Raw genomic sequence first — 14,293 nt, 5'->3', positions numbered from 1 at the left:
ATGAAAAAAACGTACAGCATTGAAGTTGACTGCGCAAATTGTGCCAACCTGATGGAAGAGGCAACCAAGAAAACTGCAGGCGTTGCAAATGCGACCGTAAACTTCATGACCCAGAAGATGATCGTTGAGTTTGAAGACGGTCAGGACGCTAAAGCTGTCATGAAGAATGTCCTCAAGGCCTGCAAGAAGGTTGAGCCGGACTGCGAAATCGAGCTTTAATTTACTTCGGTCTACCCGTATAGTCAGAAAAAATGACCGGCTCCGCTTTCTCGGTACAGTCGGTCTTTTTCACACGGTAATGTATCATCTAACTGCTATATAAAACCACAAGAGGTATCCTCATGAAAAAGAAACAAAAGATTACGCTGTACCGCATCATCATCACCGCCGTGATGCTGGTCGTGTTACAGTTCTTACCTATCACGGGCATTCCGCGCCTTATCGCGTACCTCGCCGCCTATCTCGTCATCGGCTACGATATTTTGAGAAAAGCCGGCAAGGGCATCCTAAACGGCCGCGCGTTCGACGAAAACTTTTTGATGGCGCTCGCCACCCTCGGTGCGTTCTTCCTCGCCATTTGGACAAAGAGCGGCGATTATCTTGAGGGCATCGCCGTGATGCTGTTCTATCAGATCGGCGAGCTGTTCCAAAGCTACGCCGTCGGCAAAAGCCGCAAAAACATCTCCGCGCTGATGGACATCCGCCCGGACTACGCCAACATTGAAAAAGACGGCAAGTTAGAACAGGTCGATCCCGACGAAGTCGCGGTCGGCAGCATCATCGTCGTGCAGCCGGGCGAAAAAGTCCCGCTCGACGGCGTAGTCGAAAGCGGCAACGCAAGCCTTAATACCAGCGCGCTCACCGGCGAAAGCCTCCCGCGCGATGTCAAAGAGGGCGATGAGATCATCAGCGGCTGCATCAATTTAAACGGTGTTCTGAAAATCCGCACCACAAAGGAATTCGGCGAGTCCACCGTTTCCAAAATCCTCGACCTCGTTGAAAACGCCAGTTCCCGCAAGTCCCGTTCGGAAGCGTTCATCTCCCGCTTCGCTAAAATTTACACCCCGGCGGTCTGCATTTCCGCTGTACTGCTCGGCATTGCCGTGCCGCTCCTGCGCATGGCGTTCGGCATGGATGCCGCTTGGGTCGATTGGATCTACCGCGCGCTGACCTTCCTCGTTGTCAGCTGCCCGTGCGCACTTGTCATTTCCATCCCGCTCAGCTTCTTTGCGGGCATCGGCGGCGCAAGCCATGAGGGCGTGCTCATCAAGGGCTCCAACTATCTTGAAGCCCTCTCCGATGCAAAAATCGTCGTGTTCGATAAAACCGGCACGCTCACGCAGGGCGTGTTTGAGGTCACTGCCGTCCACCACAACACGATGGACGAAGCAAAGCTGCTCGAGTACGCCGCGCTCGCCGAGTGCGCCTCCTCCCACCCCATCAGCAAAAGTTTGCAGAAAGCCTACGGCAAAGAGATCGACCGCAGCCGCGTAACGGACATTGAAGAAGTCAGCGGCAAGGGCATCACCGCCAAGGTCGACGGGCACGAGGTCCTCGCCGGCAACGCAAAGCTCATGGCACTGCACAATATTCCATATAACGACTGCCACAGCGTCGGCACCATCATTCACATGTCAATCGACGGCGAATATGCCGGTCACATCGTTATCTCCGATGTCATCAAGCCTCATTCCAAGGAAGCCATTCAGAAGCTGAAGCACGCCGGTGTTGAAAAAACCGTCATGCTCACAGGCGATGCCAAGCGTGTGGCTGATCAGGTCGCCAAAGAGCTTGGCATTGACGAAGTTCGCAGCGAGCTGCTCCCGGGCGATAAGGTCAACGAAGTCGAAAAGCTCATTCAGAATAAGCCGAAGAAAGCAAACCTCGCGTTCGTCGGCGACGGCATCAACGATGCGCCGGTGCTCACCCGTGCCGATATCGGCATCGCCATGGGCGCCATGGGCAGCGATGCCGCCATCGAAGCCGCAGACGTTGTCCTCATGGACGATGATCCGATGCAGATTGCAAAGGCCATCAAAATTTCCCGTAAGTGCATCGGCATCGTCAAGCAGAACATCGTGTTCTCGCTCATCGTCAAGTTCGGCTGTCTCGCGCTCACCGCGTTCGGTCTTGCGAACATGTGGGCAGCCATCTTTGCGGATGTCGGTGTCATGATTATCGCGGTTCTCAACGCCATCCGCGCTTTGAAGTACAAAAAATAAAAGATAACATACCAAAACGCCCTTCCGCTGCGGTTTTTCCGTAAGCGGGAGGGCGTTTTTCGTTTTCTGTTTCAGCTTTTAATCTTTGTACAGATTGCCCGTGTACCAATCCACCATGCCGTTTTGGACAGCGTCCTCAAAGTAGTCGGGCCAGTAGTCCGGCGCTTTGCCGGAGGGATACCAAATGTCCGGGTACAACACGTTTTCGTTCTCCGTGATTTTTGAGGTGTCCACGGTCGCATCTTCGCCGTCACGCACCTTGCGCGCCACGATCACCGTGCGGAAGCCCTCATATTCATACGAGCATGTTGAAAGCATCACCGTTTTGTCGTTTTCGTTCAGGTCAACGCCGGTGTTCACCATGCTGCGTTTCATCACATCGTAGTAAAACTGCATCTTGTCTTCCGCAGAGTCAAAATCGCCGCGCAGATAGTTGAACAGTTCCCCTTGGTTATCGTATGTATTCGTCTTGAATACCGAAACAATCTTCCATTCCGCCGCTTCCTTTTCGGTGTCATAGCGGAATACCGGACAGCTTTTCACGGTCTTGGCACTGCCAAAACCGATCACCTGCCAGAACATTCTGCCGTCCTGCATGCTGTGCCCGTGCAAAACCTGATTATCGGAGTCCACCGTGCACATACCGTCCAAAAAGATGCTGCCGTACTTCGTGCTTTCCTTTTTGTAGTTGCGGTAAAGGTAATACTGCGGGTCGCCTGCAGGCGGTGTCAGCACCGGAAAATTGATGTCCGTGCCGTCCAGCTGCACCCAGCCCGTAATGTCGCTGTTCACACTTTGCAGCTTCAAAACAGCTTCGCAACGGCGCTCCAGCTCTGCCATGCGTTCGCTGTCCGCCGTGTCGTCTTCAGAAGTCGCCGGGACCACGCTTTCCGTGTCGCCCGCTTCGGAGTAGATTTTCTGAATCTCACCTACGTTTTTATCCGTCACATACGGGTTCACAATGAGCTCAATTACAAGCACCGCCGCCGAAACGACAAAAATCACCGAAAACAGCGTGATGAGCACCGGGAACAGAATTCTCCGCTTTCTCGGCTGCATACTTTCTTCGTCTTCATAGACCGCCACGCGCCGCATAGGCTCCGGCTCGCGGTATTTGCGCCGCACGCGTTACGCCTCGTCCACCGGCAAACCGGCAAGGTAGCGGCGCACCATATCGAGTGCTTTGGAGGCCGCGCAGTGGCGGTGCCATTCGCGGGATTTCAGTCTGCCCATCGGCTGGCGCTTTGCCACCCACGTGTTCTTGCCGTCACTCAACGCAATGTACACAAGGCCCACCGGCTTTTCTTCTGTGCCGCCGTCCGGGCCCGCAATGCCCGTGATACCCACGCCGATGTCTGCACCGCTCTCACGCACAATGCCTTCCGCCATCGCGCGCGCCGTCTGTTCGCTCACTGCGCCGTATGTCACAAGCGTCTCGTGCGGTACGCCGAGCAAACGCTCCTTCACGCAGTTTGCATACGTCACACAGCCCGTCTCAAACACGGCGGAGGAACCCGGAATATCTGTAATGCGCTTTGCAAGCATACCGCCCGTGCAGGATTCCGCCGTCGCAAGCTTCTTGCCCGCCTTTTTAAGCTCACTGACCACAAGCTCCTCCAGCGTCTCCACGTCCACACCGTACACGAAGTTGCCGATGCGCTTCTTCAATTCTTCCACCACCGGCACGCACATCGCGTCCGCTTCTTCTTTCGTTGCGGCCTTCGCCGTCACGCGCACGAACATCTCGCCTTCCTTGGCATACGGCGCCACGGTCGGGTTGCTCTGCTCCATCAGGTCTTCGATCATCTGTGCCACCGGTGCTTCGCCTCTGCCGTACACATGCACGCTGTGCGAAGCGATGACCGCGCTCTGGAATTCCTCAAGGTACGGCACGGCATAGTTGTGCAGCATCGAGGTCAGTTCCGAAGGCGGGCCGGGCAGCATGATGACGATCTTGCCCTTGTCCGTCCGGAACGCGCAGCCGGGCGCAGTGCCGTTGTCGTTTTTCAGCGCGGTGCAGCCCTCCGGCAGCATCGCCTGCTTCATCTGGTTTTCGGTCATGCCGCCGTTTGCAAAGTAATCGAGCAAATGCTGGTAGCTCTGCTCGTGCAAAACGAGCTTCTTGCCCGCAGCCGCCGCCACGGTCTCTTTCGTCAGGTCGTCGCCCGTCGGCCCAAGGCCGCCCGTCGTGATGAGAATATCGCTTCTGTCGAGCGCGTCGTAAACGGCCTTTTCCAATCTGCCCACGTTGTCGCCGACTACGGCGGCGTAGAGCAGATCAATGCCGAGCGCCGAAAGCGCCTTTGCAACGATTGTTGTGTCCGTGTTCACGGTCTGGCCGAGCAAAAGCTCTGTACCTACCGATAATACTTCTGCCTGCATGGTAAAACTCCCCTTTCTTACAGATGACGGATCTCCGTCTTTTCAAGGCAATTTTTTAAAAGCTGTTCCACATCAAGCTTCTGTTCCGCAGCCTCCACCACATTTAAAGTGGGGCGGGTGCGCGGGTGCTTCGGCGTAAACACCGTGCAGCAGTCCTCATACGGCTCAATGGAAATATCATACGTGTCAATGCGGTGCGCAAGCGTCACGATTTCCGACTTGTCGCTGCCGATAAGCGGACGGAAAACCGGCATATTCGCCGCGGCGTCCGTGCAGGCGATGGCCTGAATGGTCTGGCTTGCCACCTGCCCAAGGCTCTCACCCGTGATGAGTGCGCTGCATTCGCGCTCGCGTGCAATGCGCTCGGCGGCCCGCATCATAAAGCGGCGCATAATCACGGTCGCAAGCTCCTCCGGGCAGTTGTCTCGAATTTGCTCCTGAATTTCGGTGAACGGCACGGTAATCATGTCCATTCTGCCCGCGTATTCGCCGACCTTCTTCAGCAGCGCCACCACCTTCTCATGTGCGCGCTCGCTCGTGTACGGCGGGCTCGCAAAGTGAATGGCCGTCAGCTCCACGCCGCGCTTTGCCATCATCCACGCCGCCACCGGGCTGTCGAGGCCGCCGCTGATGAGAATGGCCGCCTTGCCGCCCGTACCCACCGGAATGCCGCCCGCGCCGGGCTTCGTCTCGCCGTGGATATACGCCGCTTTCTCTCGAATTTCCACGCGCACCGTGATCTCCGGGTTATGCACGTCTACGGAAATTTGCGGGTTCGCGCGCAGCAGCGCCGCGCCCACCTCGCGGGAGATTTCCATGGAGCCGAGCGGGAACTTCTTGTCCGCACGCTTCGATTCCACCTTGAACGTCTTAAAGCCCGCGAGTGTGTCATTGAGGTATTCCGGCGCCATTTTTGTAATGGCGTCCATGTCCTTTTCACACACGCAAGCGCGCGCATAGCCGATGACGCCGAAAATCTTCGAGATGCGCTCCTCGGCCTCGTCAATGTCCGCGTCCTCGTCCTTCGGTTCAATGTAAATGGTGGACTGCATGGAGTACACCTCAAAGTTGCCTGCGCGCGCAATGCGGCGGCGAATGTTCTTTAACAGCCGGTCTTCAAACGTGCGGCGATTCAATCCCTTTAAGACGATCTCGCCGAGCTTGACCAGAATCACTTCCTGCATGACAAAATTCCTTTCCGTCTATAAACTCACGCTTACGCGTGCGAAAGCGTTTGGAGGCCCTCTTTCAAGGCGTCCGCAAACGCGTCCATTTCTTCTGCTGTGTTTTCTGTCGAAAGGCTTATGCGCAGCGATGTTTCAATGCGCTCCTTCGGCAGCTGCATCGCGCTCAGAACGTGGCTCGGTTTTGCCTTGCCGCACGCGGAACCGCTTGAAACAAAAATGTTTCGCTCCGCCAAAAAGTGCAGCATCGTCTCCGCACGCACGCGCCCCGCCGAAAGATTCACAATATACGGCAGCGCGTTTTCGGGCGAGTTCAAAACAACCTCCGGCATCGATTTCAGCCGTTCAATCAAATGCGCCTGCACCGCTTTTACGTGTGTGAGCGCCTCTTTTTCCGTCATCATGTGCTTCACCGCTTCGCCGAACGCACAAATTTGCGGCACGCCCTCGGTGCCGGGGCGCAGATTTTTCTCTTGCCCGCCGCCGAAGCTGTGCGGCAAAATGCGCACGCCGCTTTTCACGTACAGCGCACCCACGCCCTTCGGCGCATGCACCTTGTGGCCCGAAACACTGATGAGGTCAACACCGAGCTTTTTCGGCTGGAGCGGAATTTTGCAGAAGCCCTGCACCGCGTCCGTGTGAAACAGCGCCGGGGCCTTTTTCCTCTTGATCATGCCCGCAATGTCTTTCAACGGCAGCAAAACGCCTGTTTCGTTATTCACCGCCATCACGCTGACCAAAATCGTCTTCGCATCAATGGCCGCGTCAAATTTCTCTTTCGGAATATTTCCGTCCGCCTCCGGCTGCACATACACAACCTCAAAGCCCTCTTTTTCAAGCTGTGCCATCGTATTGAGCACCGCCGGATGCTCGATCGCCGTCGTCACAATCTTGTTGCCCGCGCGCTTTTTCGTGTGCGCCGCACCCAAAATCGCAATGTTGTCGCTTTCTGTGCCGCCGGACGTGAAATAAATCTCCCCCGGCTGCGCCGAAAGTCTCTCGGCGATGATCTCCCGCGCCGCAGTCATCTCCTTTTCCGCCGCAAAGCCCTTGCTGTGCAGTGAAGAGGGGTTGCCGTAGCATTCCGTCATCATGTAAAGCGCCTTTTCCGCCGCCTCTTTTGAAACGCGCGTCGTCGCGCTGTTGTCCAAATAAATTTCCTGTGTCGTATCCATCATTATCCCTTACAGTTTTCGGTAGCCGGTCGAAAAATCGACCACATTTCTAAGCGGCTCACCCGCCAGAAAACGCTTTAAATTCTCCGCCATAATACGCACAATGCGGTCGTGCGTCTCCTGCAAATGGTATCCGCCGGAGATATGCGGTGTGATGACCGCGTTTTCCATCTTCCACAGCGGGTGATCTGCGGGCAGCGGCTCCGGGTCGGTCACGTCCACGCCCGCGCCCGCCAGCTTCCCGCTTTTCAGCGCCGCGCACAGCGCATCTGTGTCGACGATCATCCCGCGGCCGACGTTTAATAAAATCGCGCCGTCCTTCATCTTCGCCATGCGCTCTGCGGCAAACATCCCCTTCGTTGCCGTCGTGCCCGGCAGCGTGATGGCCACGCAGTCCGCCTGTGGCAAATATTCGTCAAGCTTATCGGTGTGGATGAGCTCGTCCACAAAATCGGGCTTATCCGTACCCGTGCGGCGCACGCCGATCACCCTTGCGCCCAGCGCTTTCGCACGCTTCGCAAATTCCCCACCGATGTCGCCGAGGCCGAGCACCAGCACCGTCGAGTTCCATGCCGAGCGCACCTGCCCAAGGTCGCACCACTTGCCCGTGCGCTGCACATCGCGGTACAAATGCAGCTTTTTTAAAAGTTCAAGCCACACCGCGACCATGTATTCCGAAATCGCAAGGCCATACGCGCCCGTTGCATTCGTTAAAACGGTCTCCTTCGGCAGACAGCCGTGGATATACCCGTCCACGCCCGCGCTGTTCGTCTGCAACCATTTAAGCTTATCGCCGGTCGAGATGAGCTTCGGGCTCACGTTGCCGAGGATTATATCCGCGTTCTGCACGTCCTCGCGCTCTGCCTTGCCCTCTTTATAAATAAACGTCTCCCCCGGCGCGACTTCTTCGAGCCACACGCGCTGATAGGGCTTCGTCTCCATCGCAACTAAAATGTTCACAGTGTCTCGATCTCCTCTCTCCACACCGTATTGCACGCATCGCTCGGCATGCGGAAATCGCCGCGCGGCGAAAGCGTCACAGAGCCCACCTTCGGGCCGTCCGGCAGGCAGGAGCGCTTAAACTGCTGCTGGAAGAAGCGGCGGTAGAACGTTTTCAGCCACTTTTTAATGGTCTCGGCGTCATACTGCCCCGCAAATGAGCGCAGCGCCATCGCATAAATTTTACGCGGAGTAAATCCAAAGCGCAGCATATAATACAAATAGTAATCATGCAGTTCATACGGCCCCACAAGGTCTTCCGTCTTCTGTGAAATTTCGCCGTCCTTCGGCGGCAATAATTCCGGGCTGACCGGCGTGTCCAAAATATCAAGTAAAACACGGCGCAGCTCGTCGTTGCCGTGCATCGCCTCATAACGCACGAGGTGGCGCACCAGTGTCTTCGGGATAGACGCGTTCACCGCATACATCGACATGTGGTCGCCGTTGTACGTCGCCCAGCCGAGCGCAAGCTCAGAAAGGTCGCCCGTGCCGATGACAATGCCGCCGTGCTGATTCGCAATGTCCATCAAAAGCTGCGTGCGCTCGCGCGCCTGCGAATTTTCATACGTCACGTCCAGCACCTCGGGATCGTGCTGAATGTCCTTAAAGTGCTGCTCCACCGCCTTCGCAATCGGAATTTCGTCAAAATGCACCTTGAGCTCTTCCGCAAGGCACTGCGCGTTGCTCTTCGTGCGCGCCGTCGTGCCGAAGCATGGCATCGATACCGTGCGGATGCCCGTGCGCGGCAGGCCGAGCATATCAAACGCGTTCGCCGTCACAAGCAACGCCAACGTGGAATCGAGACCGCCCGAAAGCCCAATGACCGCCGTTTTGCAGCCGATGTGCTTCAGTCTCGTCGCGAGACCCGTCGCCTGCATTTTGAGGATCGTCTCGCAGCGTGCGGAAAGGTCGGCGTCGTCCTTCGGCACAAACGGGTACGGGTACGCCGTGCGCGTCGTCTCAAACTCGGGCAAGTCCATCGAAGCGTCGATGATGTCGCACACAGGCTCGTCCTGCCACGTATTCATGCGGCGGCGCTCCTGCACAAGGCGCTCCACGTCGATGTCGCCGTAGGTGATGCCGTTCGTAAACAAATCGCTCTCGTTCAGTAACGAGCCGTTTTCGCAAATCAAATTGTGTCCCGCAAAGATCATGTCCGTCGTGCTTTCGCCAAAGCCGCTGTCCGCGTACACATACGCTGCAAGCAGACGACCGGAGTGCATGCGCAGCATGTCGCGGCGGTACTGCGCCTTACCGATAATTTCATCGCTGCACGAAAGATTTAATAAAACGGTCGCGCCGCCCTTTGCAAGCGTCACGCTCGGCGGGTCTGCCACCCAAACATCCTCGCAGATCTCCACGCCCACGGTCACGTCCGGCGCAAGCTCAAACACCACGTCACGGCAGCCGTACCAGTCGCCCGCATAGCGCAGCATGCCGCTTTCCGGCGCGGGGGAAAAATGGCGCAGCTCGTAAAATTCGGAGTAATTCGGAATATGCTGCTTTGCCGGCAGGCCCAGCAAAACGCCGCGACTGAACACCGCCGCGCAGTTATACAGTGCCCCGCCGGACGGGATCGGCATACCCACCGCGCACAGAATATCGAGGTCTTCCGTCTCTTCGATGAGGTCAAACAGGCACGCCTTCGCGCTTTCCATCAGCTTTCTGTCCTTAAACAGGTCGCCGCAGGTGTAGCCCGTCATCGCAAGCTCCGGGAATGCGATGACCGAAGCGCCGTTTGCGGCCGCCTCGCGGATCATCTTCGCCATCTCGTTTTTGTTGTACGGGCAGTCCGCCACCTTCACGTGCGGTGTAGCCGCCGCTACGCGCACCATTCCGTCTATTTTTATGCTCACAAATAAGCTCCTCTCAAGTGTCACCGGAGGTGACACAATTATATTCACTTGCACAAATTCCCCCTGCCGAAAAAAGAGCAGGGGGAAACTGTTTTTATTCTCATTCGCCGGTTTCGGCCGCCGTCACAGGCTCCGGTGTGGGCTCCTCTGTGGGGGCCGCCGTCGGTTCTGCGGTCGGCGCAGGGGTCGGCTCCGGCGTAGGTGCCGCAGTCGGGGCAGCCGTCGGCGCAGGGGTCGCAGTGGGTGCTGCCGTCGGGGTTGCCGTAGGTGTCGGGCTCGGGGAAGACGTCTCCGTGCCCGGGCCGATGCGGTAAATGGTACCGCTTGGGCCGTAGTAGGAGGAAGGCAGCGTCTCGGTGCGGATGACCTCTCCGTCCTTCACAAAATCGCGCCAAGCGCTCGCCTCGTAGCCCCAGTTGCCGCTTGTGGAAAGCACCTTTTCGCCCTTTTTAAGGTTCTGGTCCACCACGTATTTCACAGTGTCCAGCGGCGGGATCTCGCTCGTCGTCTGGGAATACACATTGATCGTGTCCCACTCTTTCGGGTGCTTGCCGTAGAACTGCACATGCAGCGTCACACCGTCCATCCAACTCATAATGTACACCGGGGTGTCAAGATCATTGCGGAACTGGAAGTCGATCTCACCGTAACTCACCGTCGCGTCCAGACCGATCGGCACGTACGTAGACGGTGAAGAGTGGCAGTCGCGCAGCGTGATTGTCATACCCGCACGCAGCGCAGCACCGTAGATCGTTGAAGAAGCCTGACAAATGCCGCCGCCGTACATCTGCACCAGCGCGCCGCCGGAAAGGCCGCCCGCCGGCAAAAAGCCCGTGGAAGCGTTTGTGGAATCGCCCACGATGTTTTCATAAGAGAATGTGTCGCCCGGGTTCAAAACCGTGCCGTTCACGCGAGAAAGCGCCAGACCCATGTTGTGGTTGCCGTTTTCCGTATTCGTCGAGACCGTCTCAAACGAGGAGATCATGCCGAAATCTTTTCTCAGGTCGTCCACGGTCACTTTCGCCGCGGTCTCCTGCAAAGCAGCCTCTACTTCGCCGCTCGTCTTCTTAAGGAACTGCGCCTTCACGGCGGCAAGCGTTCCGTAAACGTCCAGCTTTTTGCCGTTCACGGCGTCCTCAAACATAAAGTCGCCCGCGTCAAAGTCATAAGAGCCTACGGTCGCATCCTTAGCCTGCACAACGAAATCGCCGAGCTTCTGTTTTAATTCATTTTCAAAATTCTTGAGCGTCAGGCAGTACGTCATTTCGTAGTCGCCCGCTTTTCTCGATTTCAAAAGCCGCGTCAGCGTAATATCCAGCGTATCCACAACGGTCAGCTCGCTGCCCTTGGCGGTCATTTCGGTATCGCCGCTTTTCACTGTGACGTTGATATTCGCATACGGCTTTAACGCCGCTGCTCTGCACACCTTTTCGGCTTCCGCGAGCTTCATGCCGGAAATGTCGATGCCGTCCATCGTAGTACCTTCCGCAAACACGGTCAGGTCTTCCGGCTCCGGGGTAGGCGTCGGCGCCGCCGTCGCCGCAGAGTCGGAAGACGTCGGCAGCTTATCGCAGCCCGCAAAGCCCAGCATCAAGACAGCCGCCAAAACTGCGCCGACCGCCGCCGCGCGATATTTTTTCGTTTTATGTCTATACATGAGATCGCCTTTCTAGATCGCCTTTCTGAAAATCCCGGCAGCTTCTCACAGCCGCTTTTCTGTATCGTACCGACTTACGTTTTGCAGATATTCTCTCCTTTTCGCCGACAAAATACCGGCTGAGAATATTATACCTGCCGCATCTTTTCTTGTAAAGACATACGTTTAAATATGTCTTAAAAGTTTTTGAACGCATATAGGTTCTCCGCTTACTTTAAGTATACCGCAAAGCCGCAAAAAAGTCTCCAGAAAAATGCAAATTTTCCGCAAATTTCACTCTTTTTTCGGATTTGATTTCTTAATTTCCGCGCAATATATGGAAATTCACAAAAAAATGTGATAAACTGGAGCAAAGGACAGGGAGTATCTGAAAATAAGTTTTGATTTTTCAGACACACCCGATGAAAAGGCTATTGAAAAGGAGCGGTATCATGCGCATTTTGATTCTCACCTGTGCCACCGGCGGCGGCCACCTGCGCGCGGCTGCGGCACTTGAAAAATACATACGCGAAACCACCACCCACGAAGTCATTCAAATGGACTTCTTAAAAAGCATCGGCAAGCTGCTCGACAAAACCATTTGCGACAGCTACCTCTTTATGGCAAAGAAGACCCCGTCTCTCTTCGGCCGCCTCTACAAAACGACAAATAAAGATAATCCCCTTGCGGATTTCGTCCCCCGCACAACGGAGCTTCTGGCGCTCCAGCTCTATCCGCGTTTAGCGGAGGTCGCGCCGGACGTCATCATCAGCGTGCACCCGTTCGCAACAGAGATGATCTCCGGTTTAAAGGAGCGCCGCCGCATCACCTGCCCGCTCATCTGCCTCATGACAGACTACGGCGTGCACAAGGCGTGGATTGCCCCGAATGTCGATGCCTACGTCGTTGCCTGCGACGACATGGTGAACGACCTGCGCCGTCTCGGCATTCCGAAAAAGCATATCTACCCCTACGGCATCCCGGTACACGACGTCTTCTTCGACAAGGAAGACCAGGCGAAACTCCTCACCGAAATGGACCTCGAGCCGGAAGTACCCACCGTGCTCTTCATGGCCGGCAGCATGGGCGTCTCCAACATTGCAGACCTCTACCGCGGCCTGTGCTCCTCCCCACTCGATTTACAGATCATCATCATCACGGGCAATAACAAAAAGCTCTATAAGCTCTTTGAAAGCGAAATTCCGAACTCGTCGAAAAAGACAAAGCTTGTCCAGTTCACAACGGAAGTAGAGCGCTTTATGCACGCGTCCGACCTTATCATCACAAAGCCGGGCGGCCTCACCGTCTCGGAAGCGCTCGCATGCAACCTGCCGCTCGCCGTGTTCGACGCCATTCCCGGTCAGGAGGAAGATAACGCCAACTTCCTGCAAACGCACGATATGGGCGTGCGCGTCACAAAGGAGAATTTCTCCGCTGTCGTGTCCTCGCTCATCGAGCATAAAGAGCGTCTGCGCCGCATGCGCGAAAGCTGCCGCACATTCGACAAATCCCGCGCGAACGAGAACATCGTCGCGCTCGCCGTAAGGCTCGCAAAGGAATTTGCCTCGTATAACCCGAACATCTCATTCTCCACGGATAAAGGCGTGTTCAACTTCCGCACCGCCGCCATCATCGTGCAGAACGGCAAGCTGCTCGTCACAAAAGACGACAGCGCAGAGCACTACTACCTCCCCGGCGGCCGCGTCACCATGCGTGAAAAGGCCGAGGACGCCCTCACGCGCGAGTTAAAAGAAGAGCTGGGTGTCACCGTCGCGCCGGAGCGCGCCGTGTGGATTGCCCAAAGCTTCTTCACCCCGACAGGCAAAAAGCAGCGTTACCACGAGCTTTGCACCTACTTCACCGTAGACGCTTCCGGCACCGATCTCATCACCCGCGGCGACCGTTTCGACAGCCCGAATGAACCGAGCGTCCACTTCGCGTGGTTCCCGTTTGAAGAGCTGCCGTATATTGATTTAAGACCGGCGTTTTTGAAAACCGAAGTTCAAAACCTGCCGGAGCATACGCAGTTTATTACGCTTGGAGATTGACGCACGTTCACCGCAGCCCGTCATTTCACCCAACAAACGCCCCCTCGTTTTTATCTTCTTTGACGATTGATTTTTTCTCCGCACTTTTCTATAATCAAGATAAAAAACATCGTCCTGAACAGGAGGTCATACCATGAAAAAGCGCTCGCTTTCTCATTTTGCGTACTATGCCGCAAACCGCGCATTCCCCGTTTTTCTGTTGCTCCTGCTTCTGCTCGGATTCACCGCCTGCTCGGCGGAAAAAGGCGCCAAAGCGCTCGATTATCCCGCTATGTTCGGCGAAACGAAAAACGAAGTACTTGCGGCGCTCGATGCGGAAAATCTCACCTACAAGGAAGACGACCTTTATGCCAACGCCTACGTTTTAGACCGGACCGAAACGCTCGAAAACCGTGATTTTTCGGTCTACCTGCTTTTCGATCTCAACACCGATACGCTTTACGGCTACCGCAGGATCCTATTCGTCGAAAACCCGACCGATGCGGACTGTAAGCTGCCCGAAAAGCTCCTCAGCACCCTCACCGCGCAGTACGGCGAGCCGACCACCTACCCCGGCCTTGAAAACCGCATCTCCACGCACCTCGACCGCCTGAGCACCGACGCCGTCGGCTTCGGCGAGGTCTACAACGAATACTGGTCGGTGTCTGAAAATTGCGACGCGTCACTCGGCGTCAGCTTTCTCCCCGACGGCCGCCTTTTTGTAGACATCGTCTGCCAAACCCCGCGAACGTAATTTTAGTAAAACTTCAAAAGGACAGCTTCCCCGGAAGCCGTCCTTTTTCATTCTCATT

General features: G+C 56.1%; 11 protein-coding genes. 4 read left to right on the top strand and 7 right to left on the bottom strand.

The genetic code is table 11. The features are described from left to right. Together ACLTX1_RS05270 and ACLTX1_RS05265 are read left to right on the top strand one after the other, a co-directional pair. A complete protein-coding gene (locus tag ACLTX1_RS05270) occupies nt 1–219 on the top strand; it encodes a cation transporter (protein ID WP_176821090.1) in 219 nt (72 codons plus the stop codon). Between the two features lie 122 nt (nt 220–341). Continuing rightward, nucleotides 342–2,222, top strand: a complete 1,881-nt coding sequence (locus ACLTX1_RS05265) for a heavy metal translocating P-type ATPase (RefSeq protein ID WP_395506686.1) — start codon at nt 342–344, stop codon at nt 2,220–2,222. Between the two features lie 78 nt (nt 2,223–2,300). Here the strand turns inward: ACLTX1_RS05265 and ACLTX1_RS05260 are convergent, their stop codons facing one another. The 7 genes from ACLTX1_RS05260 to ACLTX1_RS05230 all read right to left on the bottom strand — a co-directional run bounded on the left by ACLTX1_RS05260 (nt 2,301) and on the right by ACLTX1_RS05230 (nt 11,475). After that, nucleotides 2,301–3,347 (bottom strand): class B sortase, encoded by a 1,047-nt coding sequence (locus tag ACLTX1_RS05260; protein WP_395506687.1) that lies wholly within the window; start codon nt 3,345–3,347, stop codon nt 2,301–2,303. Nucleotides 3,348–3,350: 3 nt separating this feature from the next. Further along, on the bottom strand, nt 3,351–4,604 hold the full coding sequence (locus ACLTX1_RS05255) for a competence/damage-inducible protein A (RefSeq protein WP_412330571.1): 1,254 nt from the start codon (nt 4,602–4,604) through the stop codon (nt 3,351–3,353). A 17-nt stretch (nt 4,605–4,621) separates the two neighbouring features. After that, a complete protein-coding gene (gene thiI, locus ACLTX1_RS05250) occupies nt 4,622–5,788 on the bottom strand; it encodes a tRNA uracil 4-sulfurtransferase ThiI (RefSeq protein ID WP_412330570.1) in 1,167 nt (388 codons plus the stop codon). Nucleotides 5,789–5,820: 32 nt separating this feature from the next. After that, a complete protein-coding gene (locus ACLTX1_RS05245; RefSeq protein WP_412330569.1) occupies nt 5,821–6,966 on the bottom strand; it encodes a cysteine desulfurase family protein in 1,146 nt (381 codons plus the stop codon). 6 nt (nt 6,967–6,972) lie between these two features. Next, nucleotides 6,973–7,923: a D-2-hydroxyacid dehydrogenase gene (locus ACLTX1_RS05240; protein ID WP_412330568.1), complete on the bottom strand. Its 951-nt coding sequence runs from the start codon at nt 7,921–7,923 to the stop codon at nt 6,973–6,975. Beyond that, nucleotides 7,920–9,818, bottom strand: coding sequence for an NAD(+) synthase (locus ACLTX1_RS05235; RefSeq protein WP_308449787.1), 1,899 nt, complete (start codon nt 9,816–9,818; stop codon nt 7,920–7,922). Before ACLTX1_RS05235 ends, ACLTX1_RS05240 begins: the two co-directional genes overlap by 4 nt. Nucleotides 9,819–9,918: 100 nt before the next feature. Continuing rightward, nucleotides 9,919–11,475 (bottom strand): VanW family protein, encoded by a 1,557-nt coding sequence (locus tag ACLTX1_RS05230; RefSeq protein ID WP_308449786.1) that lies wholly within the window; start codon nt 11,473–11,475, stop codon nt 9,919–9,921. 431 nt (nt 11,476–11,906) lie between these two features. On the opposite strand from ACLTX1_RS05230, the gene ACLTX1_RS05225 reads away from it, so the two are divergent. Both ACLTX1_RS05225 and ACLTX1_RS05220 read left to right on the top strand, forming a co-directional pair. Beyond that, nucleotides 11,907–13,502, top strand: coding sequence for an MGDG synthase family glycosyltransferase (locus tag ACLTX1_RS05225; RefSeq protein WP_308449785.1), 1,596 nt, complete (start codon nt 11,907–11,909; stop codon nt 13,500–13,502). Between the two features lie 133 nt (nt 13,503–13,635). Continuing rightward, on the top strand, nt 13,636–14,235 hold the full coding sequence (locus ACLTX1_RS05220; RefSeq protein ID WP_308449784.1) for a hypothetical protein: 600 nt from the start codon (nt 13,636–13,638) through the stop codon (nt 14,233–14,235). The last annotated feature ends 58 nt before the right edge of the window (nt 14,236–14,293 follow it).

This window comes from Hominenteromicrobium sp., assembly GCF_046974225.1.
Taxonomy (GTDB): domain Bacteria; phylum Bacillota; class Clostridia; order Oscillospirales; family Acutalibacteraceae; genus Hominenteromicrobium; species Hominenteromicrobium mulieris.
The sequence above is the reverse complement of the archived record's forward strand: the minus strand, read 5'-3'. Positions and strand labels throughout refer to the sequence as shown.